This window comes from Halorubrum sp. AS12, from assembly GCF_051122765.1.
Taxonomy (GTDB): domain Archaea; phylum Halobacteriota; class Halobacteria; order Halobacteriales; family Haloferacaceae; genus Halorubrum; species Halorubrum trapanicum.
The window spans coordinates 419,111-439,727 of the sequence record NZ_CP185385.1; the positions used below are offsets into that span (position 1 = coordinate 419,111).

Consider the following 20,617-nt stretch of genomic DNA (forward strand, 5'->3'; position numbering starts at 1 on the left):
ATGCCCCCGGCCACACGTGCGGGTATGAACGGGAACCGGTTCGGCCGACTCTTCCAGCTGACGACCTACGGCGAGAGCCACGGCGACGCGATGGGCGTCACCGTCTCCGGCGTCCCCGCGGGCGTCGAACTCGACGAGGAGGCGATCCAGGCGCAGCTCGACCGGCGCAAGCCGGGACAGTCGATGATCACCACCTCCCGGGGCGAGCCGGACGAGGTCGTCGTCAACTCCGGCGTCCAGGACGGATACACCACGGGCACGCCGATCGGCATGGTGATCCAGAACAAGGACGCGCGCTCGGGGAAGTACGAGCCGTACGTCACCGCGCCGCGCCCCTCGCACGGCGACTACACCTACTCCGCGAAGTTCGGCACGCGCAACTGGGGCGGCGGCGGGCGTTCCTCCGCGCGCGAGACCGTCAACTGGGTCGCGGCCGGCGCGGTCGCCGAGCAGATCCTCGACGCCTCCGACCACGACATCGAGATCAAAGCCCACGTCAACCGCATCGGCGACGTGGAGGCCGACGCGGTGAGCTTCGAGCAGCTGCTCGAACGCTCCGAGGAGAACGACGTGCGCTGTGCTGACCCCGAGGCCGCCGCCGAGATGCAGGAGGTAATCGAGGAGTACCAGGAGCGGGGCGACTCCATCGGCGGCTCCATCTACTTCGAGTGCCGCGGCGTCCCCGCGGACTCGGCGCCCCGCGGTTCGACGGCTTCCCGAGTCGGCTCGGGCAGGCGATGTTCTCGATTCCCGCGACGACGGGCGTCGAGTTCGGGCTGGGGAAAGACGCCGTGAACGTGACGGGCAGCGAGCGCAACGAGGACTGGACGTTCGACGACGGCGAGTCGTTCGACCACGTCGCAAGCGAGGAGGGCGATCCGGTCCCCGTCGGCAACGATCACGGCGGGCTTCAGGGGGGATCACGACCGGCGAGCCGATCTACGGCGAGGCGACGTGGCACGCGCCCACCTCGATCCCGAAGAAGCAGCGCTCCGCCGACTGGGAGACGGGCGAGGAGAAGGAGATACAGGTCGTCGGCCGCCACGACCCCGTCCTCCCGCCGCGGGCCGTCCCCGTCGTCGAGGCGATGCTCTACTGTACCGTCCTGGACTTCATGCTGCTCGCCGGCCGGATCAACCCCGACCGCGTGGACGGGAATCCGGGCCAGTACGACACCGACTACCACCCGAGCAGCCCGGAGAACGAGTAGCGGGCGAAGCGGATTCGGAGCGACTTTTCGCGGTGGCAACTGGTTCGAGAGCCGACAAGTCATTGATTTGCCCACAGGTTTATTACAGAATATTACAGACTATAACGCATGCCGATCGGTATCGACGCGTTCGACGACGAACCGGAGGCGGCACTCGACGTCGCCCCCGGGACCCAACCGTATCGAGTCCTCACCTTCCTCGCCGAGCACGACGACCAGGCGTTCACGCAGACCGAGATCCACGAGGAGACGGGGATCAAGCGCGGGAGTGTCGGTGCCGTCCTATCGCGACTTGAGGACCGCGGACTCGTCCGCCATCGGGGTCGGTACTGGGCGATCGCAGAGGACGAGCGACTCGCGTCGTTCGCCGCGCAGCGGGCGGCGAGTTCGGCGTCGACGACGGACGAGTACTACGGCGAGGACGAAGCGTGACCGAGGAACGCGATCTGATCCTCACTCCCCCGGCGACCACTCGCAGGCGTTCCCCGCGGTGAGGTCGTTCTCGTCGACGTGCGCGGCGAGGCACGCGTAGTTACAGAAGTAGGCGGGCGAGCCGCAGCCGTCGTCGCAGTCGCGCACGCAGATCGGATCGTGGTCGAAGATCCGCGAGCCGCAGTACGCGCAGGGCTCGTCGGCGTCGGGCGTCGAGACGGTCGTGGACATGGGCGGAGACAGGGCGTACCGCCTTGAAAAGGCGTCGCGCGTCCGTGCGACTTACACGACGATCACGGCGTCGACGACGACGAGCAACACGAAGCCGACGAGGAAAGCGCCGGTCGCGGCGTCGGCGTGGCCGTGCCCGTGCGAGGAGGGAATCAGCTCCCGGAAGACGACCGCGAGCATCGCGCCGGCCGCGAACCCAGACGACACCGGGAACAGCCCGGCGCCGAGTCCGACGAGCGAGTAGCCGAAGACGGAGGCGACGACCTGCGGGACGACCCCCGAGAGGGTGGTGTACCAGACCACTCGGAGGTTCGGCATCCCCGTCTCGGCCATCGGCACCGCGAACGCGAAGCCGTCCGGAACGTTCTGGAGACCGATGACAATCGCGAGCAGCAGCGCCACCTCCTCTAACCCGGACGCGAACGCGACGCCGATCGCCAGCCCCTCCGGCGCGTTGTGGAGGGTGATCGCCCCGCCGATGAGCAGCGCCTTCCGGAGCGAGGTCTCGCGCTCGGCGAGGATCCCGGCGTCGTCCGCTGCCGTCCCGGCGTCGGCGTCGCTTTCATCGCTTCGGCCGGTCGCTTCGGCGACCGGATCCTCTGCCGGAGCCTCCATCACGGCGACGTCGTCGTCGGTCGCGCCGCCCTCCGCGAACCACTCCCGGTACTCCGCGTGGAGGTGGGGGATGAGGTAGTTCCCGCCCAGCAGCGCGAATCCGCCGAGGAGGACCCCCACCATCACCGCGCGGAGCGTCCCCTCCTCCATCCCGGGGATGACGAGACCGAACACGCTGGCGGCGACCATCAGTCCCGCCGCCAGCCCGAGGGCGGCGTCGTAGACCCGATGGGTCACGCGGTGCCGGAAGAACACGGGGAGCGCTCCGAGACCGGTCGCCAGCCCCGCGACGCCTGTCACGCCGAGGACCGTCGCGAGCGTCGTCATGCGTTTCGCAACCGCACACGGACTCATAAAGGACCGGGAGCGGACGCCGGGGCGGCGGACACCGGGCCGGCGGCCGTCGCAGCGGCGGCCGTCGCCCGAGATCGCGATCAGCGGACCGCCACGCGCCGGAGGTCGCGGCCGTAGGCGTCGAGACCGACGACGAGGGTCGCGACCGCGCCCACCGGGAGGACCGAGAGCCAGCCGGCGGTCGCGCCGACGCCGAAACGCACGCCCAGCCCCGCCGCCACCCACAGCGTCGCGGCCGCGGCGAGGACGAGCAGTCCGCCCGTAACCCGACGGTCCTCGCGGCCGAGCGCGACCCCGCTCGTGGCGCTACCGGCCGCGAGCAGGTGGAAGCCGACCGCGAGCGGCCACGCCCGGATCGACGGCGGGAGCGTCGCGAACGGGCGCGGCTGGTCGAGGAAGTACGTCCACACCGGGTATCCACCGACGCCGCCCCCGTCGACGCCGAGCGTCACGAACCCCCAGAGGCTCACCAGCGTCGGGACGTCGCCGCCGCCCGGAACAACCGCTATCGGGACCGCGAGCAGGCCGACGACGAGGAGCCACTCGACGCGCCCGCTGGTCGAGGGACTCCCCGGTCCCGGCCCGGATCGCGACGCCGATTCCGCCGCCGACCGCGAACCTCCGCCCGGTCTCACCATACGATCGGTTCGACCCTCGGAAGTAAGTATGGTCGGAAAACGCGGCCGAGGTCTGCCGCGACGGCGAGCGTCGCCGCGGCGTCGAGAGATTTTAAGCGTTCCCCGCGAGAACGACCGCCCATGCCAGCCCTCCGCTCGATCCGACCCGCGGTCGGTGCCGTCGCGAAGAACCCCGTTCTCGTCGGGGTTTCGGCCCTGTTCGCGCTCGCACAGCTCCCCGATCTCCTCGTGGGACCGGCCGCCAGCCCGGAGCTCTCGGCGGCGGTGTCGGCGCTGACGTTCGGGATCCTGCTCCTCGTCGCCCCCTTCTTCCAGGGCGGCCTGCTCGCGATGGCGGACGAGGCGCTCGACCGGAAGACGGGCCTCGCGACGCTCGTCTCGGCGGGGAAGGAGCACTACCTGCCGCTGCTCGTTGCGTACCTCGCGGTCCTCGGCGTGAGCCTCGCGTTCGGCTTCCTCGCCTTCGTCGGCGTGCTCCTCGGGGTCGCCGGCAACCTCCTCAGCGAGCCTTCCGGATTCCTCGTCGTCCCCGCCGAGGACGTGACGCTCGTTGCGGTGCTCGCGATCATCGCCGTCGGACTGTTCGGCGCGTACCTGCTCGTCACGTTTCTGATCCAGTTTTACGCGCACGCAGTCGTCGTCGACGACGCCGAACTCGTCGCCGCGTTCCGCCGCAGCGTCCGGGTCGTGCGGTCGAACCTCGGCGTCACCCTCCTGTACACGGTTCTCCTGACCGCCGGCGCCTCCGCGTTCGGTCTCCTCGTCGCCGTCGCGTCGCTGTCGCTCGCACCGGCGCCGGCGATCGAAAACGCCCCGGCGTGGGTCCCGACCGTCGAGGTCGGCACGGCGGGAGCCGTCGGCGCCGGTGTCGGCGTGGTGGTCGTTACCGGGGTCCTCGGCGCGCTGTGGGCGACCTACTCCGTGGCGTTCTACCGCGCCCTCTCGGACCGGACCCCCGCTGCGGGGCGGTAGGCGTGACTCACCGGTGTCCGAACCGCGGGTCGAACCACCTGACCCGGACGGGCGTCGGATTCCTCCGGCCGCGGCGTTCGACGCCGACCGAGGGCATTTAACCGCCGGGGGCGAACCGGTCGATCGACACCCGATGTCGCCCTCCATCCCCTCGTTCGGGAGCGCCGAGCGGTCGGCGTCCGCCGACGGCGCCAGCGACTCCCGCGGTCCCGGCGCGTCCGGCGGATCCGGTAGGTTCGGAGCCGACCGCGGGCTCCGGATCCGGATGCTCGTCGCGACCGCGCTGGTCGTCGCGCTCCCGTTCGCGTTCGTGTACGTGTTCGTCTTCCTGATCAACGCGGTCGGTCTCCCGCTGTTGGAGTGGGCGAACGAGCGCCCCTACACCGGCGAGGTGTACGTCGACCCCGTCTTCCTTGCGGTCGTCGTCCTCGGCGGACTCGCCGTCCAGTACCGGTACGGGCCGGACACCGTGCTGCGCTCGGTCGGCGCGCGGCGCGTCTCGGCCGACGAGTACCCCGAACTCCGCGCCGCGGTGACGCGGCTGGCCGCGCAGGCCGACGTGCCCGTCCCAGATATCGCCGTCAAGCGAACCGAGCTCCCGAACGCGTTCGCGGTCGGGACGTCGGGCGACGGCACCGTCGTCGTCACGACGGGACTCCTCGACCGGCTCGACGGCGAGGAGCTGGACGCCGTGCTCGCCCACGAGCTGTCGCACCTCGCGAACCGCGACGCGAGCCTGATGACGGTCGCGTGGGTGCTGCCGACGGTCACCTACTACGTCGCCGCCCTCGCCTTCTACGTCCTCTACGGCCTGTTCAAGCTTCTCCAATTCGGCGGCGGCGGGGGCGGGGGCGACCGCGACGGGCGCGCGCTCGCCGTCGGTCTCGTCGTGATCACCGTCAGCGCGCTGCTGACGCTCACCGTCTCTGCGATGTTCTGGGTCGGGAGCGTCCTGATCCACCGCGTGCTCTCGCGATACCGTGAGTACGCGGCCGACCGCGGGGCCGCGGAGATCACCGGCTCGCCCGCCGCGCTGGCGAGCGCGCTCCGGACCGTCGACGAGGCGATGCCCGAGGTGCCCGACCGGGACCTCCGCGAGCTCGACGGCGGCGCGGAGGCGCTGTACCTCGCGCCGCTGGAGGCCCGGGCGTTCGGCGACAAGGAGCTGGTCAGCACGGACGTATTCCCCGAGACGCATCCGCCGACCCGAGAGCGGATAGCGCGGCTCCGCGAGCTGGCGGGTGAGGAGGCGTGACGGGCGACGAACGCCCCTCGTCGCCGCCGCCGACCCGGCGGCGGTTCCTCGCGGGCGTCGCGACCGCCTTCGCGGCCGCGACCGCCGGCTGCGGCTACGTCCCGGGCGGCGGCGACCTCGCGTGGGAGGAGTCGATCCGGACCGGGAGCCTCGCGTTCGGTTCCGACAGACGGCACCTCGTGGCCGGGGACCGACTGGTCACCGTCGAGAACCAGTCCGGGCGCGACTACGACTTCGAGGAGGAGGTCTGGCGCGACGTCGAGAACGCGGCCGTCTCCGTCCTCGCGCCCGACGGGACCCACCGGAGCGTCGGCGAGACGGAACGGCAGGTGACCGGCACGCCCGCGGTCGGCGGCGACGCCGCCTACCTCCCGCTCGAACGGGGTCGACTGACGGCGGTCGACCTATCGGGAGGGGGACCGTCAGCGGGCGGTTCGACCGAGACGGGTCCCGCCGCGGGGGACGGCTCGACGGGGGAATCGACTGACGACCCGGTCCGTTGGCGGGTCGACGCCGGGTCGCTCCTCGCGGCCGACTCCGGGGACGACGGGACGGCCGACGGGGCGGACGGGACCGGCCCGACCCTGCGAGGCGTCCGTGCCGGCGACGCGCTCGCGGTCGCGGTCGGGCCGAGCGGGATCGCGGTCGTCGACGCGGAAACGGGCGATCCGGCGTTCGCGGTCCCGGACCTGTGGACCGGCGAAAGCGTCGGAGCGGTCGCCGACCCGATGTCGCGCGCCGCGGTCGACGGCGAGACCGTGTGGGCGCTCGTTCCCGGAGACGCGGCGGTCGGTGGCGGTCAGGCAGCGATCGTCGGATACGATCGAGGCGGCGATCGGATCGCCGAGCGCGCGGTCGCCGCCACCCACGAGTGGCTGGTCGCCGTCGACGGGGCCGTCGCGGCCGGGGCTCCGGGCGCGTCGTTCACCGGGTACGACCGGGCCCTTGACCGTCGGTTCGCGCTCGACGCGCGCGCTCCGAGCGCCCGCCCGACCGCGGTCCCGTCCGGAGAGGGCCAACTCTACTACTCGCGCGGGCGGACGCTGACCGCAGTCGACGTCGCCGCGGGCGAGGTCGTGTTCGAGCGGTCGAACCTCTCCCGAACCACCTCGCCGCCGACGCGACCGGCGCGTACCTCGCGGAGACCGAGGGCGGCTTCAACGACGACACGGAGGCGCGGATGGTCGCCGTCGGCGCCGACGGAGCGGTACGGTGGGAGGCGCCGTTCCCCGACGGGGTCGAGCCGGAGGAGCTGTTCGCGATCGGCGGGCGGCTGGTCGCCCTCGACGGCGACACGGCGTACGGGTTCCGCGCGACACCGGGCGGGCGGTGGTCGCCGCTCGGGTAGAACTGAAATCGGTCGGGCGAGCGAGCCGACCGCGACGCGTCAACCCAGCAGGCTCTCGCCGTCGAACTCGGCGTCGACGTCGACGTCCAGCAGGTCGAGGACGGTCGGGGTCACGTCGAAGAGGTTCGCGTCCGTCAGATCGAGGTCGGGATCGGTCGCGTACAAAAGCGAGTTCTCGAACTTGTGCATCCCGTTTCGCGGGCCCTCGGTGAACACCGCCTCCTTGCCCGAGAAGCCGGACTTGAGGTCGAACCCGTCCGCGGGGATGACGACCAGGTCCGGGGCGATCTCGTCGTGGTCGCCGTCGAAGACGGTCTCGCCTTTCACGATCCGCTTGCACACCTGCCGGCCGTCGGGACCCGTGAGCGATTCGAGGTCGTCGATGAGTTCCTCGCGCGTCTCCTCGTACTCCGCTTCGGGAACGACGCCGTTCGGCTCGCGACCCTCCAGGTTGAGGTAGAACCGGCCGGGGATGAGCGAGTACGCGCGCGTCTCGTCGTCAATGTCCGTGAGCGAGTCGTGGTCGGCGTCCTCGTAGGAGAGCCACCCCTCGTCGGCGAGGAACTGGTTACAGTTCACCTCGTGGGTGAGTTCCGTGAACCCGTGGTCGGAGGCGACGATCAGCGTGGTGTCGTCGTCCAGCGAGTCGCGGATCTCGCCGATGTACCCGTCGAGCCGCCGGTAGAACTCGAGGAACTCCTCGGCGTACTCGCCGTCGTTCGCGTAGTCGCCGAACAGGAAGTGGTTCACCCGGTCGGTGCTCATGAAGACGCCGAAAAAGAGGTCCCAATCGTCCTCGGCGAGGTAGTGGTCGAACGCCTCGTACCGGGCGTCGAGCGTCGCGTACGCGTTCTCGATGAACTCCGTCTTGTCGTCGTCGTGGCCGAGCTTGGCGTTGACGTCGATGCGGTAGTCGAAGCCGTCGAGCGTCTCGCGGACCGACTCGTCGCTCGCGGCCGCGTCGAGGTCGGGCGAGAGGAAGCCGGAGACCATCCGCTGGACCCGGTTCGACGGCGGGAACGTGACGGGGACGTTGAGGACGGTCGCGTCGCGGCCGGCGTCGGTGACGCGGTCCCACAGCCGGGTCGCCTTCACGTGGCGCCCGAGCGGGACGTACGTCTCGTAGGAGTCGACCTCGCGGTCCTGAAAGCCGTACACGCCCGTGGCGCCGGGGTTTTTCCCGGTCGTGAGGCTCGGCCAACAGGCGCTCGACTCCGGCGGAACGATGCTCTCCAGCCGCCCGCCGGAGCCGGTCTCGGCGACGTCGGTCAGGTTCTCGAAGACGTCGGGATGATCCTCGACGAGGTCGAGCGGTACGCCGTCGATTCCGAGGAAGACGACGCGGCCGTCGTCGTCGCCGCGGAGCCGGTCGAACAGACCCATGCCCGCTGATTCCGCGGCGGCCGACATATCCCTTGTGTTCCACGAGACCGCGGCGGCGACGGCGCTCGCGTCGGCGGTCGCCCGCGGCCGAGATTCAGAAGGCATATCTCCCTTCGCGCCGACGGGTTCGGCGTATGAGCGACGACTTCCCGGCGAGCGTCGACGTCGATTACACCGACGGCGAGGGCGAGAGTCCCGACGACTACCCGTCGATCCAGCACAAAATCGAGAAGGCGGTCGAGGTCACCCGCCGCGGTCTCGAACAGTACGACAACCCGGCGGTGATGTGGACCGGCGGGAAAGACTCCACGCTGACGCTGTACTTCATCAACCAGGTGGCCGAGGAGTACGGCTACGAGAAGCCGACCGCGGTGTTCATCGACCACTTCCAGCACTTCGACGACATCACCGACTTCGTCGAACACTGGGCCAACGAGTGGGAGATCGACCTCGTGTACGCCCGCAACGACGACGTCGGCGCGTACGTCGACGAGCACGGTCTCGAACCGGGCGACGACATCCCCGTCGACGCGCTCTCGGAGCACAACCAGCACCACATCCGGGAGATCCTGGAGTTCGAAGAGGACACGTTCCCGTTCCTCTTGGACACCTACGTCGGGAACCACCTGCTGAAGACGGTCGCGCTCAACGACGCGCTCGAGGAGTACGACATCGACGGCGTCATCTCCGGCGTCCGCTGGGACGAACAGGAGGCCCGCGCCGACGAGACGTTCTTCTCGCCCCGCCACGACCCCGATCTCTTCCCGCCGCACGACCGCATCCAGCCCATCCTCCAGTTCGCTGAGGCCGACGTGTGGGAGGCGTTCTGGAACTTCGTCGTGCCGGACACCGTCGCGGCGTTCCCCGACGAGGGGTACATCCCGCAGGCCGACGACGACCTCCCCGAGGGGGTCACCCAAGAGGACGTGCCCATCTCGCCGAAGTACTTCGCCGGGTTCCGCTCGCTCGGCAGCGAGGTCTCGACGGAGAAGACGACCGAAGAGCCCGCGTGGCTCCAGAACCTCGAGGACACGACCGAGCGCGCCGGCCGCGCCCAGGACAAGGAAGACCTGATGGAGCGCCTGCGCGACCTCGGCTACATGTGATGGCCGCCGGGAACTGACCCTCCGACCCCCTTCTGGGACCCGACCTTCTTTTGCGTTCGCGCGAGTCAGATCGGCGATGACCGCATATCGTTTCCGCGTCAAGTTCGATCCGGACCCGACTGGCCGCTGGCGAGACGTCGTCGTTGGAGGCGGCCGCACGCTCGACGAGTTTCAGGCGACGATCAACGACGCGATGGGGCTCGATCGGAGCCACCTCTGATTCATCGGCGCGGCCGAGGCGTACTGGCAGAGCGACGCCAAGTTTCAATCACCGCAGGAGTTCGACGAGTCGACCGAGCCGACGGTGGTCCGGACGGACGAGACGACGTACAATGCCGGCGAGACTACGATCGGCGAGATGGCCGACCGGCTCGGTCTCGACGAGCGCGATCGGATCTGCTACCTGTACGACTACGGCGACGAGTGGCGGTTCTACACGATTCTCAAGGAAGTCGACGACGACGGAGCGGCGGACGAAGCTCCTCACGTCGTCGACGAGCGGGGCGAGGCGCTCGAACAGTACGGGAGCGATCGATAACGGAAGTGGGTGTATCGTTGCGACTGATCAGTCGTTTATAAGTTGGTGCGTGGTATCGCTGTCGGTTTTTATAAGTGACCAGCGCTGCCGCGGTGAATGCTCCAAAGCCCCAGCCGCGACGGCTCGCGCGCCTTGCTGTGCTCCTCACTCGGTCGCTCTCGCTCCCTCGTTGCGGTGCTTGCTGCGGCGTGCTTCGCCCTCGCGGCTGCCCCTTTGAGTCCCGCCCCGCACAGCCCGCACGGCACCTCACACCTCCCCAGCCTCGCGGTTCGCGCTCTTCGAGCGCTCACCGCTCCCTCGCGCGGTGCTGCTCGGCCGCAAAGCGGCCTCGCAGGCACGCGCCATCGGCCGCTATTTATAAGCTATCGCCGCTGCGGCTCACGACCATTTAAATGCCAAATCGCCGCTACCGATCTGCGACACGTACTCCCGTCGTCGGTCAGCAGGCAGGCCGACCCTCCATATTTTAAAAAGACCGCCTGAAAAGCGCCAGAGACGGCCTATCGGTACGGCTCGCACACCATCTCGACGCCCTCCTCGAAGGAGATCTCCGGCTCCCAGCCGGTCGCTTCGTGGAACGTCGAGTAGTCGGCCATCGTGTCGTGGACGTAGCCGTCGAAGGGGCACTCGATGTAGACGGGGTCGATGTCGGTGCCGAGCGCGTCGTTGATCATCGCGACCATCTCGTTGAACGAGTACGCCTCCTGGGTGCCGACGTTGTACACGCCCGTCAGCTCGTGATCGGCCGCCAGCTCGCAGGCGCGGGCGACGTCGGAGACGTGCGTGAAGTCGCGCGTCTGGGTGCCGTCGCCGAACAGCTCCGGGGCCTCGCCGTTCGCGATAGCGTCCGCGAACTGCGCGACCGTGTTCGCGTACTCGCCTTTATGTTCCTCGTTGCCGCCGAAGCCCTGGTACACCGAGAAGAACCGGAGGCCAGCCATGTTCATCTCGTGGTGGTTCGCGTAGTACTCGGCGTAGCGCTCGCGCGCGAGTTTCGAGGCCTCGTAGGCGGTGCGCGCCTCGACGTCCATGTCGACCGGGGAGGGTTCGGTGCGGCTCCCGTAGATCGAGGAGGTGGAGGCGTAGACGACGGTGTCACAGCCCGCCTCGCGGGCACGCTCGACGGTGTTGACGAACCCCTCGACGTTGACGCGGCAGCCGCGCTGAGGGTCGCTCTCGTCCATGTTCCGCGAGGAGAGCGCGGCGAGGTGGAAGACGACATCGACGTCGACGGGGAACTCGCCGTCGACGACGGAGGCTTCGACGAACTCGACATCGGAATCGAGGTTCTCCGGCGTGCCGAGATAGGTGTCGTCGACCGCGATCACGTCGTTGTCGCTCGCGAGGCGGTTCGCGAGGTTCGAGCCGATGAACCCGGCCCCGCCCGTGACGAGGACGCGTTTGTCCTGCATGGTCGTGTGTCCTCAGAGGCGACGGTTTAGCGCTTCGATTTCCCTGGGGCGCCTACCGAGGGAAACGGTCGCGGCCGTGGACTCGTACGCAACGAAAGCGACTCGATCGCGGTGCCGTTACAATCGATACTGATATCGACCTGAGAGGCGGAACGCTCGGCGGGTCGGCGATCCGTACCACGGCGCCAGCCCCGGCCGATCCCGGGTTCCTACGAGAGTTCCCGTCGACGTAGGGGACGACCGCGTCGTCGGCCGGGGCGACCGCCGCACCGGTGTGGTGGACAGGTCGACCACAAGTATGGTCTCGGCGGCGCTCCGGATCTCTCCGTAGAAAGTATCGAGGTCGGAGAAGCCACCGTAGCCGGGGACGCTGGCGTCGATACCCTCGATCGGCGGCCAGATATCGTATCCGTAACTGACGAACACCGAGTCGACGCGACCCACGAGCGGCGAGAGCGTACCGGTGGGAAATTGGTCCACTTTACGCTCCCTCCCCGCGTCGCGTTTCGTACCTGTTCATCACCCTCACCGGGGATGGAACGCACAAAAGGTGGTGGCGGCCCGCGACGCGAGAGACGCATTCGGGTATCGGTGGTCGATTCGAGAGAGGAGCGGCGGAGAAAAGCGGCCAGCGTCAGCGGTCGGCTTAGAGGAGGAGAGCCAGCGAGCGAAGGCGGCATCAACGAGACGATCCGGACCGCTCACGCCTGGGTCGTGATGTCGCCGTCGTTCGTCGGCACCGTTACCGCGGTATCGGCATCGTCGCCGTTGACGGCCGGTCGCAGGCAGGTCTCGATCTGCTCTCTGGCTTGGAATCCGGGTTCAGACTCCGAAGATCTTTTGAGGTGACGGTGACCGCGTGTATGTTCGGTACCAGCGGCGTTTGCGCTCCTGTCGGCGATGCTACCACAACGCGATCAGAACCGTTCAACGAGCCGACGACTTTCGAGTTTTCACGAGTACACGCTCCCGAAGTTCTTCAGACTTGCCTCTGTTTATTTTGTTACATATTCATTTCATTAATAATGAAAGCGTGTTCCTGTCGGTCGTGTCACCGTCGACCCATTTGAGAGTTCCGAACTGTGAAGGGGTCTGTTGCCAACCAGCTCGTCATCGCATTAGCGCGTACGGAGGCATGTTCGACGCGCCGACTGACTGCCCTCCGAGATCACGCGACACGCTCCTCGATTCGTTGGAGGGCGGGAAGTAGAACATTACCGAGCGTGAGTCGGAAGTGCGGGCTGAGAGCGGTCAATGTACCGAAGTAGACGACAGCGCCGAAGCCAACGATCCCGACGACCGGGAGCCACCATGACAGTAAGATTAGGGGTCTGACGGCGATGATAGCGACGTACATCATTACTGCGCTCCCAAGCTGTGCCCACAGCGGACGGGGAAAAATGATACCGCCCAACTGTTTCTTACTCACGTATTGATAAGCGAAAAATAACACGATTTCGACAGAAAGTGTTGCCGCGATGATCCCCAGCAGGCCGTCCCAATAGTAGCCGAGCATACCAGCGAGCGGAAGGTGGATAAGTAGTGCCGCTGACCGGAGCCAGAAGACGAACTGCGGCCGATCAGAGCTTTCAAGTGCCGTCGCGAACGGGTCCTGATAGATGTAGAAGACGAAGAAGCCGGCCACGCCGACGAGCGCGGCTCCGCCAGCGCCGAAGCTGGACCCAAAAAAGGTACGCATTAGTGTTGCTGGCATCGCCAGCGCACCGAAGAACATCGGGAGAATAAGTAGCCCCGAGTAGGCGACGGTGTTCACTACGTCCTCCCTTATTTCTTGGCCGAGCGAGGTGAGTCCGCTCACCTTCACGCCGAGCGCGTTCGAGATGCTTCCCGAGAGCTGTTGGGCCGGCGTGACGATCCGGAGCGCCGTCTCGTAGAACCCCACCGCCGCGTCGCCCGCGAAGAAGCCAATGAGGATCACGTCGACACGCTTGTAGAAGTCCTCAACGACGGCGGTCGGCACAGAGTAGCGCGCAAAGGCGAAGAGATCCTCGCCGGTGTCGCCGAACCCTTCGAGTACGGGCCGGACGCCCGCAGCGACAAACACTCCGAGAGCTGTGATGAGCGTCCCACCAGCGAGGCCAGCAAGCAGGCCAAATGCCTCGTAGCCAGCGAATAGCAGTGGGAGCTGGAATCCGAGCGTGAGCACGCTCCGGATGGTGTCGGCCCACAGCGAGTGACTCGGGTATCCCAGTCCGGCGTAAAAGCGATTGAGTATCTGGAAAAGCCCGACTGTGGCGAGCACAGCTACGATGGCTGCGACGACGAGCGGCGTCATTGACAGAAACGTGGTATAGTGCGCGACGGCAAGCGTAGCAGTCGCGACGACGACGACCCACGCGAGGTGGAAGGCCATCCCTACTGCCAGATACGGGCGGGGATCCGCATCCACCTCGCTAACGCGTTTTTTTATCGCAACGCCGACACCGGCGTCAACACGGACGAGGAGGAGCGCTATCGCGAGCGCGAAGTAGTACTGGCCCGTCCCCGCGGGGCCGAGGACGCGAGCAAATAACACCACCCCGACGAATCCCAACCCGGACATCGTAAACTTCGCCGCGACCGACGAGAGGGCTTCGCTACCTAAGTCAAGGTCGGCAGTGTTGTCCGCCATGCGCTACTTGTAGCCCAGCGCTTCGAGGTCCTCTTCGGGGAGTTGGTCTTTAGAGACGGGTTCTGCTGCGGTAGCGGCCCACTCCTCTAACGCCAGTTCAAGATCACGATCCGTTACTGTTTCACCGTCGAGGGTGCGGACACTTTCGGCGTTGGCGAAGTGCTGAGCGTTCATCGCAGCGTGGCTGCCGTTCGACGCAGCGAACGCGGTGTCCCGCGAGAGAGCGCCGTCGCCGTGTTCAGTACCCAAAAACACCGATGGAATGTCCACGAGGCTCCGGACCTCACTATCAGCAAGATCGGCGGGTAGGTTCCGCCCGGCGGCTGGCACGCGAAGTATCTCGGGGCACATCGTCGCGTGGTGGCCCCATTCGCCGTACTCGCCCAGCAACTCGCCGTGGTCCGCGCAGAACAACACTCGCGTCTCATCGGGCACCGCGTCCCAGAGTCGCGCGAGGCGGTCGTCGAGTTCCTCGACCTCGCCCCGGTAGAGTTCGCGCCCTAATTCGGCGTCTGCCTCGCTCCCGCGGCCGTCAAGCAGGCGGCGGGTGACCTGCTGGGCCTCCGTCCGCGAGACTGGGGCGTCGTCTGGGTTGTACGGGTGGTGAGGCTCCATGAAGTGGAGCCAGCCGAACCAGTCGCCGTCTGGCGCCTCCGCCGCGACGCTCTCCAACAGGTCGTCGATGACCTCGGCCGCGGGTCGGTAGTCGCGGGAGGCCTCTTGGACTGTCCCCCGGAGGCTCTGATAAGCGTTGTACGCCCGTGAGGCGATACCGTATACGGTGCTCTGGGGCGTCATGTTCGCCGCAACCCGGTCTTTTAATGACTTTCCGTTACGATCAGGCTCAATAAAACGGTCAAAGTCCGCGTCGTAGCCGTAGCGCGCGGAGAGAAAGTGGTTGGTAGAGACACCCATCTTGTGCCCGTACTCAAGCTTCGGAACGAAGCTCTCTTCGGGTGTGACGCCGGCTTCACCGGGATAAATACCTCCGATGATCGACTGGAAGCAGGAGGGAGTCGCGGTGTTCGTCGCGAATGTGGCTGGGTGCGTATCACCCAAGAACGCCTTCGTCGCCGGCATGAACCGGTAGTGGTCGTATCGCAGGGAGTCGACAGTAACGAGAAGTGCGGGCTTCATAGGATCACCTGTACCCCAGTGCATTTAATCGTTCTTTGACGTCTGAGTCGCCTACGTCGTTGGTGTTCTCGGGTGGTTCAAGCGCTGGCTCGTATGTTTGTTTGTCGGTCGCAGAAGTTTTGACCCACGGGACCTCACGGAGGGCACGGACCGGCACGTGGCGGTAATGCCCATAAAGACCCCACTCCCCGAACGCCTCTCCGTGGTCAGAGCTCAACACGACGGTCTCGGCGTCCAGATTCGAGAGAAGGAGTTCCACGTCCCCTAATACCCACTCCAAGTTGTCTCGGTATGCCTGCCACGCCGATTCCCGTGTAATACTTCCGCTTTGGAGGAGGTCCCAGACGGAGAGGTCCGCGTCACCCGGAGCCACGACATCGGTATCTGCGGCCGTATCGAGAGAGCGGTACGGCGTGTGAGGTTGCGATATAGTGAATAACGAGCCGGTCAGCGTCGGTTTCCCGGCCCGTCGCGATTGCCCGGTCTGTCACTGGCCGGGGCGGAATGCCGCCGAATTCATCGTCCCAGCCGTAACGCCACACCTCGTCGAAGGAGTGGAACACTCTAGTCTTGACTTGGAACTCGTCGCCAAAGCGGTCGGTGTGCGCGTTCGCACTTACATAGGCGGTGTTCGCGATTTTGTCTGTATAAACCGGGTCGAACGTATCGTGGAGCCACTCCCAAGAAGTTGAGCCGACGGAAGAGAGCGTCGGCACCGACTCCGGGAGAAACGGGTATTTGTGGGCGACCTCCGTGAGTACGTCAGGCCGGCAGGTGTCAAGAAGAACCAACACATCCCATTCGCGCTCGTAGATATTTGTTCCGCCTGTGTCGACACCGAGCGCATGACACCCCCGGCGAAGGGCGCCACCCCAGAAATCGCAGAGTCCCGAACGCACTCCTTGGTGAAGCCCATAGGCGTCGACTTTCGCGGCGGTCTCGGCAGTCCAGTCCCGGAGCGTCATTTGTAGCCGAGTGCGGCGAGTCGCTCGTTGATATCCATCTTCTCGTTCTCCCTCGTCGGTGCTTCGAGGCTGGGCTCGTAGGTTTGCTCGTCCGTCGCGCTCGTGACGACCCACGGAACCTCCTTTAGTGCCGGTATCGGCGCGTAATCAGGGTGGCCGTAACACCACCACTCGCCTATCGCGTTAGCGTGGTCCGCAGTGATAACCACAGTTTTGGCGTCCAAATTCGAGAGGAGGATCTCCACGTCCGCTAACACCCACTCCAAATTGTCCCGGTACGCGTCCCAGAGGCGCTTCCGGGAGAGATCCCCGTCACGGTATTGCTGCCACGGTCCGCGCTCGTCTCCCGCCACCCCGTCTTTGACCCCAAAGTTCTCTTCAGGGTTGCCCCAGTCGATAGCGACGTCCTGAAGCGACCGGAACGGAACGTGTGGTTGGAGGTAGTGTACAAGCAACCGGTCGGTGTCGATCTCCCGGCCCGCGGCGATCGCCCGGTCAGTAACTGGACGGGGTTTTATACCGCCAAACTTGTCATCCCAGCCGTAACGCCACACCTCGTCCAGCAGGGCGAAGCGGTCGGGGTCTAAATCCCGTGTGAACGGGTTTCCTGAGACATACGCTGTCTCTAAAGTTTTGCGCTCGTCGGGATCGAAGTTTTTTGCCATCCACTCTGCTGACATCGAACCGGCTGACGTGAAGGTCTCGAAGGAAGGGTCGATGAAGGCATACTCGCTCTCTCGGGCCACCTCGCGCAGGAGGTCAACACGACAGGCGTCAAGTACGATAAGGACGTCCCACTCCCGCTCGTAGATGCGCTCCCCGTAATTCCAGTGATGGCCTAATCGGCGGAGGCCGCCGACCCAAAACTCGTTGATGGACGCCGAGAGACCGCGCCAAAGGCCGAGATTGTTCATCCGAGTCTGCGTGTCGCGAAGCCAGTCCGTGAGCGTCATCTACACGTAACCGAGGTCCCGCAGTCGTTCCTGTATCTTCTCGTCACCGACACGGTCGTCCTCAACAGTGACGCTCGGCTCGTAGATTCCCTCGTCGGCGGCCTCGAAAGGTATCCACGGAACGCGTTTCATGGCCTTCAGCGGCGCCGTGCTCTGGTGACCGTAACACCACCATTCACCCATCGCGTTAGCGTGGTCCGCGGTGATGATACAAGTACCGTCAAGGTTCGATTTGAGCGTCTTCACCTCGTCCATAACCCACTGGAGGTTATCGACGTACGCATCCCAGATGAGGCCCTCGTCGACCTCGCCGTCCCGAAGACGGCGCCAGAGCGTCTTGAACGTCGCCTCGGCAGGATTGTCTAGGCCGACCTCGAACTTGAACCACTCGGGGTGTTCGTCCACAAGCGAGCGAAACGGAAGGTGGGGCTCGGATATAATGTGCGATTACCGGGCCGTTATGTTCACGCGCGACAGCAATAGTTCGGTCGGTCATCGTTTCGGGGGGAACGACACCCCACTCCGTATCCCAGCCGTACTTCCAGACCTCGTCAAGTTCAGCCAGCGCGCTCGGGTCGGGGACGTCCCGCGAATGAGGGTTTGCCGTCACGTAGGCCGTCTCTGCGAGGTCATCCTCCCATCGCTTGGGATCGAAGGTTTTGGCTATCCACTCCGGCGAGCGAGACGCAACCGAGTCCATCGCGTCGGCTTCAGGGTCAAAGCCGTCAAGCACATCGTAGTCCCCGCTTCGGGCAACCTCGCTCATCAGGTCAACCCGGCAGGCGTCGAAGACCAGCAACACGTCCCATTCGCGCTCCCAGATTGGCGTGCCGTAGTTCCATACCTGTCCGACCCTACCGAGAGTGCCCGCCCAGAACTCCTGTGCTGAGGCAGCGCTCCCCGTCCGAAGCCCGTCGTGGTGAAGCCGATTACGACTCTCACGTACCCAGTCAGCGAATGTCATTGTAAGTCACGAAATTGAGAGATCTCATATATGGTAGCTATTACGTCAGCCTATTTGTGTCTATCGGAGTCTTCAGTTCGACTGTGGGACATTCTCTCTGGTTCCACGTCCGGAACCTCCACCTGGGAATCCTCCTGAGCGCGCGCAACGGCCTCGCGCATCCCGTCGCGGAACGCCGCCGCACTGTAGCGTTCGGCGAAGGTCTGGATCTGCGCAGAGGACCACGCGACACCCCTCTGTTCGAAACGTGCTATCGACTCGCGAATGCTTGCTGGGTTGGGGCCGTGGGTGTAGCCGTTCTCACCGTCCCGGACCTGGTACTTTGTGTACCCCTCCGCGACCCCGAGGACCGGGGTGCCACTCGCGAAGGCCTCAACGGGAATCATCCCGAAGTCCTCATTCATTGCGTTGAATAGCAGGGCCTTCGCCTCACCGAGGCGACGTTTCTTCTCGGTCTCGTCCATGTAGCCAACGAATGTGACGTTCTCTCGCGCGCGAGATTCTAGGGCGTCCCGCTCCCCGCCCGCACCGCCAACGACGAGTTCGGCGTCTAATCCGCTGAAGGCGTCGACGATGGCATCGATTCGCTTCTCTGGGATGAGCCGGGAGTACGTCAGGTAGTAGTCCGCTCGCTCACGGGGTTCGTACTCCTCAACGGGGACCGGCGGGTAGACGACACTTACCTTTTCGCTGGGGACGCCCCAGTAGCGCTGGACCCGCCGCGCAACGAGTTCACTATTGGCGACGAAGCGGTCTGGGTAGTTCGTGTTCGGCAGGAACAGCGTCCGAGCGAGGAAGGCATAGAGACGGGTTATCGAACCCTCACCGTGCTGCTGGAACAGGTCGTATGGCGTACGCGGCGTACTGTGGATGTAGTGTACGATCGTCTGTTCGTCCTCGGGGACATACCACGACAGTTCGTTCTTCGAGAGGACAAGCGTGTCGTACTCGGTTAGCTCGGGGAGGCGCTGGGCAGCCCACGCGTAGTAGAGGTCCCGTGTGAGGACGTTCCGTTTCAGGAAGGAGGCGGGCGAGCCGTTGAATAGGCTTGTCGTCTCCACGTCGGTGGGTAAATAATCGGGATCCCCGAAGCCATAATACAGAGGTGCGTCGAAGAGCCGTGCGAGCTCGTTTGAGACGCGTTCGGCACCGCCGCGTTCGAGGTAATTCCCGTGTGCGACGGCAATGCTCTCGAATGACTCAGCGCCAACCAATCCTGGGTCCGCATCAGCGGTCTCGTCCACATCCTCGTCATCTCCTGCTTCTTTCCTTCTCATTCGTAAATCTCCCTGAGTTCCGCGTCCACTTCCCATGTCCCGTCTCCTTTCCCGCGCAGTAGATCTATCCCACCTCGGAGCAGCGACACCTGCGTGTCAAACAAAGAATACAGCGCCTGTGCCGGACCGAGCGCGTCCTTCTGCCCGAGATACGTGAACAGCCCTACGGCGACCGGCAACGCGAATCCCGCCAAGCCGACCGTCGTGACCGCGGAGATCGTCCCGACTCCAAGCGTCAGCGCCAACAACCACGGCGACACGATCATGAACCACCAGTTGAACGGCAACACCGCTCGTCCGTAACTCCCGTACCGCCCGAGCGCGTCGCGATGCTGAACCAACAGCCGGATCAGCCCCATCGCACGTCGATCCTTCTGCTTGCGTCGCTTGACGAACTCCGAGTGACTCGCCTCCTTGTACTGTACCGCGGGATCGAATATCACGCGCCCGCCCTGCCGACGGATCTTCAGGGCGAGTTCGGTGTCGTCGGCGAGCGAGTTCGGATCGATCGGGCACAGCGCGTCGTTCTCGAACGCCGAAAACGGCCCGTGGAAGATCAGCGTCGAGTCGAGATGTGACTCCAGCCGTTGGATGTGCGACTGAACGCCCCGGTATTCCGACTCCACGCCGCTGCCGCCGAGAACCTCGACGTTACGTCCCGTGACCGCGTCCACCTCGGGGTCCGCGAGGTTCGCGGCCGCCTCCCGAAGGACGTCCGGCGGGAGCTTGGAGTCGCAGTCGGTCTTCACGACCATCTCGCGCTCGGCCGCCTCGTACGCCTCGTTGAGCGCGGGCGCGAGCCCGCGACGCTCGTCTTCCTCGATTAGTGTGAGCTCCGGGGCCTCCAGCTCCGCGAAATAGTCCCGGATTATCTCTCGGGTCTCGTCCGTCGACGAGTCGACCACCACCAGCTCAACCTTCTCCATCGGGTAGTCCAAGGCCAGTAGGTCGTCGAGTTTCGCTTCGACGATCCGGGACTCGTTGTACGTCGGGAGGACGACGCTGACCGGAGGCTCGGACTCGGACTTCTCCGCCGGTGATCCGGACGGACGCAGCCACGCGTACAGCCCGAGAAACGCGATGTACGGGGCTGCCGTCACCACGAGCAGCACGCCGGCGACGGCCGCGAATGGACTCATGCGTCGCGCTTGACGCCTGGAGGATAAAAACCCACGCGGATAGTGACGGACCCGCG

Annotated in this window: 22 protein-coding genes and 1 pseudogene; 8 read left to right on the forward strand and 15 right to left on the reverse strand. The window is 65.8% G+C overall.

Going from position 1 to position 20,617, the window contains the following annotated elements; all coding sequences use genetic code 11:
- Positions 1-24: 24 nt before the first annotated feature.
- Positions 25-1,210: pseudogene (aroC, locus tag ACODNG_RS02095) on the forward strand (chorismate synthase).
- Positions 1,211-1,318: 108 nt separating this feature from the next.
- A complete protein-coding gene (locus tag ACODNG_RS02100) occupies positions 1,319-1,642 on the forward strand; it encodes a MarR family transcriptional regulator (RefSeq protein ID WP_434522235.1) in 324 nt (107 codons plus the stop codon).
- A gap of 21 nt (positions 1,643-1,663) precedes the next feature.
- Here ACODNG_RS02100 and ACODNG_RS02105 read toward each other — a convergent pair whose 3' ends face one another.
- The 3 genes from ACODNG_RS02105 to ACODNG_RS02115 form a co-directional block, all read right to left on the reverse strand.
- Positions 1,664-1,873 carry a hypothetical protein gene (locus ACODNG_RS02105; protein ID WP_434522236.1) on the reverse strand — a complete coding sequence of 70 codons (210 nt, stop codon included), beginning with the start codon at positions 1,871-1,873 and terminating at the stop codon, positions 1,664-1,666.
- 51 nt (positions 1,874-1,924) lie between these two features.
- Positions 1,925-2,815: a ZIP family metal transporter gene (locus ACODNG_RS02110; RefSeq protein ID WP_434522237.1), complete on the reverse strand. Its 891-nt coding sequence runs from the start codon at positions 2,813-2,815 to the stop codon at positions 1,925-1,927.
- A gap of 107 nt (positions 2,816-2,922) precedes the next feature.
- A complete protein-coding gene (locus ACODNG_RS02115; protein ID WP_434522238.1) occupies positions 2,923-3,480 on the reverse strand; it encodes a TIGR04206 family protein in 558 nt (185 codons plus the stop codon).
- Positions 3,481-3,600: 120 nt separating this feature from the next.
- Between ACODNG_RS02115 and ACODNG_RS02120 the strand changes: the two genes are divergently transcribed.
- Positions 3,601-4,452 (forward strand): hypothetical protein, encoded by an 852-nt coding sequence (locus tag ACODNG_RS02120; protein WP_434522239.1) that lies wholly within the window; start codon positions 3,601-3,603, stop codon positions 4,450-4,452.
- 133 nt (positions 4,453-4,585) lie between these two features.
- On the forward strand, positions 4,586-5,707 hold the full coding sequence (locus tag ACODNG_RS02125) for a M48 family metalloprotease (RefSeq protein ID WP_434522240.1): 1,122 nt from the start codon (positions 4,586-4,588) through the stop codon (positions 5,705-5,707).
- 422 nt (positions 5,708-6,129) lie between these two features.
- Here the strand turns inward: ACODNG_RS02125 and ACODNG_RS02130 are convergent, their stop codons facing one another.
- A complete protein-coding gene (locus tag ACODNG_RS02130) occupies positions 6,130-6,726 on the reverse strand; it encodes a hypothetical protein (RefSeq protein ID WP_434522241.1) in 597 nt (198 codons plus the stop codon).
- A 161-nt stretch (positions 6,727-6,887) separates the two neighbouring features.
- Here ACODNG_RS02130 and ACODNG_RS02135 point away from each other — a divergent pair, with 161 nt between their 5' ends.
- Positions 6,888-7,055, forward strand: coding sequence for a hypothetical protein (locus ACODNG_RS02135; RefSeq protein ID WP_434522242.1), 168 nt, complete (start codon positions 6,888-6,890; stop codon positions 7,053-7,055).
- A gap of 39 nt (positions 7,056-7,094) precedes the next feature.
- Here the strand turns inward: ACODNG_RS02135 and ACODNG_RS02140 are convergent, their stop codons facing one another.
- Positions 7,095-8,438: an alkaline phosphatase family protein gene (locus ACODNG_RS02140; protein ID WP_434522243.1), complete on the reverse strand. Its 1,344-nt coding sequence runs from the start codon at positions 8,436-8,438 to the stop codon at positions 7,095-7,097.
- A gap of 134 nt (positions 8,439-8,572) precedes the next feature.
- Between ACODNG_RS02140 and ACODNG_RS02145 the strand changes: the two genes are divergently transcribed.
- The 3 genes from ACODNG_RS02145 to ACODNG_RS02155 all read left to right on the forward strand — a co-directional run bounded on the left by ACODNG_RS02145 (position 8,573) and on the right by ACODNG_RS02155 (position 10,082).
- Positions 8,573-9,544 carry a phosphoadenosine phosphosulfate reductase family protein gene (locus ACODNG_RS02145; protein ID WP_434522244.1) on the forward strand — a complete coding sequence of 324 codons (972 nt, stop codon included), beginning with the start codon at positions 8,573-8,575 and terminating at the stop codon, positions 9,542-9,544.
- Between the two features lie 76 nt (positions 9,545-9,620).
- Positions 9,621-9,764, forward strand: a complete 144-nt coding sequence (locus ACODNG_RS02150) for a hypothetical protein (protein WP_434522245.1) — start codon at positions 9,621-9,623, stop codon at positions 9,762-9,764.
- 84 nt (positions 9,765-9,848) lie between these two features.
- Positions 9,849-10,082, forward strand: coding sequence for an IS1096 element passenger TnpR family protein (locus ACODNG_RS02155; protein ID WP_434522246.1), 234 nt, complete (start codon positions 9,849-9,851; stop codon positions 10,080-10,082).
- Positions 10,083-10,582: 500 nt separating this feature from the next.
- Here the strand turns inward: ACODNG_RS02155 and ACODNG_RS02160 are convergent, their stop codons facing one another.
- From ACODNG_RS02160 to ACODNG_RS02205, 10 genes are all read right to left on the reverse strand, one after another.
- The gene (locus ACODNG_RS02160) at positions 10,583-11,494 is read right to left on the reverse strand and encodes an NAD-dependent epimerase/dehydratase family protein (RefSeq protein ID WP_434522247.1); all 912 of its coding nucleotides are present in this window, start codon (positions 11,492-11,494) and stop codon (positions 10,583-10,585) included.
- 117 nt (positions 11,495-11,611) lie between these two features.
- Positions 11,612-11,938, reverse strand: a complete 327-nt coding sequence (locus tag ACODNG_RS02165; RefSeq protein WP_434522248.1) for a hypothetical protein — start codon at positions 11,936-11,938, stop codon at positions 11,612-11,614.
- Between the two features lie 724 nt (positions 11,939-12,662).
- On the reverse strand, positions 12,663-14,126 hold the full coding sequence (locus tag ACODNG_RS02170) for an oligosaccharide flippase family protein (protein WP_434522249.1): 1,464 nt from the start codon (positions 14,124-14,126) through the stop codon (positions 12,663-12,665).
- Positions 14,127-14,129: 3 nt separating this feature from the next.
- Complete coding sequence (locus tag ACODNG_RS02175) at positions 14,130-15,263, reverse strand: sulfatase-like hydrolase/transferase (protein WP_434522250.1); 1,134 nt, start codon at positions 15,261-15,263, stop codon at positions 14,130-14,132.
- 4 nt (positions 15,264-15,267) lie between these two features.
- Positions 15,268-15,636 (reverse strand): hypothetical protein, encoded by a 369-nt coding sequence (locus tag ACODNG_RS02180; protein ID WP_434522251.1) that lies wholly within the window; start codon positions 15,634-15,636, stop codon positions 15,268-15,270.
- Complete coding sequence (locus tag ACODNG_RS02185) at positions 15,623-16,228, reverse strand: hypothetical protein (RefSeq protein ID WP_434522252.1); 606 nt, start codon at positions 16,226-16,228, stop codon at positions 15,623-15,625. The genes ACODNG_RS02180 and ACODNG_RS02185 overlap by 14 nt, the downstream gene beginning before the upstream one ends.
- Positions 16,225-17,181 carry a hypothetical protein gene (locus tag ACODNG_RS02190; protein WP_434522253.1) on the reverse strand — a complete coding sequence of 319 codons (957 nt, stop codon included), beginning with the start codon at positions 17,179-17,181 and terminating at the stop codon, positions 16,225-16,227. Before ACODNG_RS02190 ends, ACODNG_RS02185 begins: the two co-directional genes overlap by 4 nt.
- The gene (locus ACODNG_RS02195; RefSeq protein ID WP_434522254.1) at positions 17,182-17,586 is read right to left on the reverse strand and encodes a hypothetical protein; all 405 of its coding nucleotides are present in this window, start codon (positions 17,584-17,586) and stop codon (positions 17,182-17,184) included.
- A gap of 609 nt (positions 17,587-18,195) precedes the next feature.
- Entirely contained in the window at positions 18,196-19,422 is a 1,227-nt protein-coding gene (locus ACODNG_RS02200; protein ID WP_434522255.1) for a glycosyltransferase, read from the reverse strand.
- Positions 19,419-20,561: a glycosyltransferase gene (locus ACODNG_RS02205; protein ID WP_434522256.1), complete on the reverse strand. Its 1,143-nt coding sequence runs from the start codon at positions 20,559-20,561 to the stop codon at positions 19,419-19,421. The genes ACODNG_RS02200 and ACODNG_RS02205 overlap by 4 nt, the downstream gene beginning before the upstream one ends.
- Positions 20,562-20,617 lie beyond the last annotated feature (56 nt).

What these genes read in the sequence shown, in the direction of transcription:
- ACODNG_RS02125 (WP_434522240.1), top strand. Translation starts at nt 4,586, where the DNA reads ATGTCGCCCTCCATCCCCTCGTTCGGGAGCGCCGAGCGGTCGGCGTCC.
- ACODNG_RS02190 (WP_434522253.1), bottom strand. Translation starts at nt 17,181, where the DNA reads ATGACGCTCACGGACTGGCTTCGCGACACGCAGACTCGGATGAACAAT.
- ACODNG_RS02170 (WP_434522249.1), bottom strand. Translation starts at nt 14,126, where the DNA reads ATGGCGGACAACACTGCCGACCTTGACTTAGGTAGCGAAGCCCTCTCG.
- ACODNG_RS02115 (WP_434522238.1), bottom strand. Translation starts at nt 3,480, where the DNA reads ATGGTGAGACCGGGCGGAGGTTCGCGGTCGGCGGCGGAATCGGCGTCG.
- ACODNG_RS02145 (WP_434522244.1), top strand. Translation starts at nt 8,573, where the DNA reads ATGAGCGACGACTTCCCGGCGAGCGTCGACGTCGATTACACCGACGGC.
- ACODNG_RS02200 (WP_434522255.1), bottom strand. Translation starts at nt 19,422, where the DNA reads ATGAGAAGGAAAGAAGCAGGAGATGACGAGGATGTGGACGAGACCGCT.
- ACODNG_RS02175 (WP_434522250.1), bottom strand. Translation starts at nt 15,263, where the DNA reads ATGAAGCCCGCACTTCTCGTTACTGTCGACTCCCTGCGATACGACCAC.
- ACODNG_RS02160 (WP_434522247.1), bottom strand. Translation starts at nt 11,494, where the DNA reads ATGCAGGACAAACGCGTCCTCGTCACGGGCGGGGCCGGGTTCATCGGC.
- ACODNG_RS02135 (WP_434522242.1), top strand. Translation starts at nt 6,888, where the DNA reads ATGGTCGCCGTCGGCGCCGACGGAGCGGTACGGTGGGAGGCGCCGTTC.
- ACODNG_RS02105 (WP_434522236.1), bottom strand. Translation starts at nt 1,873, where the DNA reads ATGTCCACGACCGTCTCGACGCCCGACGCCGACGAGCCCTGCGCGTAC.
- ACODNG_RS02185 (WP_434522252.1), bottom strand. Translation starts at nt 16,228, where the DNA reads ATGACGCTCCGGGACTGGACTGCCGAGACCGCCGCGAAAGTCGACGCC.
- ACODNG_RS02140 (WP_434522243.1), bottom strand. Translation starts at nt 8,438, where the DNA reads ATGGGTCTGTTCGACCGGCTCCGCGGCGACGACGACGGCCGCGTCGTC.
- ACODNG_RS02110 (WP_434522237.1), bottom strand. Translation starts at nt 2,815, where the DNA reads ATGACGACGCTCGCGACGGTCCTCGGCGTGACAGGCGTCGCGGGGCTG.
- ACODNG_RS02150 (WP_434522245.1), top strand. Translation starts at nt 9,621, where the DNA reads ATGACCGCATATCGTTTCCGCGTCAAGTTCGATCCGGACCCGACTGGC.
- ACODNG_RS02120 (WP_434522239.1), top strand. Translation starts at nt 3,601, where the DNA reads ATGCCAGCCCTCCGCTCGATCCGACCCGCGGTCGGTGCCGTCGCGAAG.
- ACODNG_RS02205 (WP_434522256.1), bottom strand. Translation starts at nt 20,561, where the DNA reads ATGAGTCCATTCGCGGCCGTCGCCGGCGTGCTGCTCGTGGTGACGGCA.
- ACODNG_RS02100 (WP_434522235.1), top strand. Translation starts at nt 1,319, where the DNA reads ATGCCGATCGGTATCGACGCGTTCGACGACGAACCGGAGGCGGCACTC.